Below are 1,322 nucleotides of genomic sequence, written 5' to 3'. Positions count from 1 at the left end.
CGCACCAGCATTCGGGCATGGCGACCACCCCGGTACCATCGGCACCGGGGTCCTGATCAGGGCTTCCACGACCGGACCACCCGGAATGCTGTCCAGGCTAACGTGCTACGCGACGAGGGCTTGATCTACACGATCCATGGCCGGGGGAGCTTCGTCGCCGACCATGACAGTGGGGGCGAGTTCTCTGCGAACTACACCGCGCCAGCCTGGTACTTGTCGAAGAAGGGCGAGAGGCCGGGCCAGGCAGAGCCAGGTGAGGGAGGACCCGACGACGCCGATGCCGCCGGGGCCACCCTCGCTGAAACGCTCACAGCACTACGCGACGAAATCCGCGCACTCAGCGCTGATCATCAGGAACTGCGCCGTGAAGTCGAGGAGTTGAAGGCAGCTCAGCAGTCGAAGCCTCAGTCCTGAGCTGGGCCACTTCCTCTCGCAACTCCATCGTCTCCCTCCTGAGGCGGCCGACCATGGCGCGCATCTCTTTGACCAGCGCGGCCACCTTTTCCGTGTCCCCGACGTGAATGCTGGTCGACCCCATTTCGTTGTCCGGTATGTGCTCGGTCATTGCTCCCGCTTGCTGCTGTGCCGTCGTTGCGTATCGCGATTGCTTGAAGCGCCGAGGCATGGTTGATCGGCTGTCCGACGGCCTCTCTCGCAGGTCCGGGATTGGTCCACGGTGTCCATGTGTTCCTCGCATGCTGCTCGGCCGCTCCCCTGCCCTGCGGAGCTGTTCAGAGTTTCTTTACTGTATCAAGGCGGCCCGCCTACGGCGTGCCGCGCGCGCTGGCGGCCACGGGCCGCCGCCGCTCCATGCCTCCGCCACCGCTGCGGCGGCCCCCGCCCACTCAGCGCGCAACACCGCCAGGGTGGGCAGCCAGAGCAGGAAGCAACCCGACCAGTCCGAGCGCCAGGACCAGACCGAAGCGCGCCGGTGACGACCGCACCGTGCCATCGGCCGCCGTTTCGCTCCGAGAGATCCGAAGCCGACCTGAGCACCGTCCCGACGTACACAACGCCCAGGCCGGAGGGGGCGCGGCCCGGGACGTATTCGGGCAGCGTGGCTGAGGCCCGAACGGGGTTGCTGGAGGCACACGTGACGGGTGCTCGTGCGGCGCACCCGCCGCCGTGGCTGACTTTCGGTGGCTGAGGCCAGAACTGCGTTCCTCGACGGGACTTCACCAGTAACCCTCTCCAACTCGACAACAGGAAGCCGAGGTTGTGGCCGCACCAGCATTCGGGCATGGCGACCACCCCGGTACCATCGGCACCGGGGTCCTGATCAGGGCTTCCACGACCGGACCACCCGGAATGCTGTCCAGGCT

1 pseudogene is annotated in these 1,322 nt (G+C 66.8%); it reads left to right on the top strand.

The annotated features are described in order from the left end of the window. Positions 1–414, top strand: a pseudogene (locus PV342_RS40855) (hypothetical protein); the annotation flags it as partial. Positions 415–1,322 lie beyond the last annotated feature (908 nt).

This window comes from Streptomyces sp. PA03-3a (assembly GCF_033792735.1).
Classification (GTDB): domain Bacteria; phylum Actinomycetota; class Actinomycetes; order Streptomycetales; family Streptomycetaceae; genus Actinacidiphila.
Note: the sequence above shows the minus strand (reverse complement) of the source record. Positions and strands in the feature narration are given on the sequence as shown.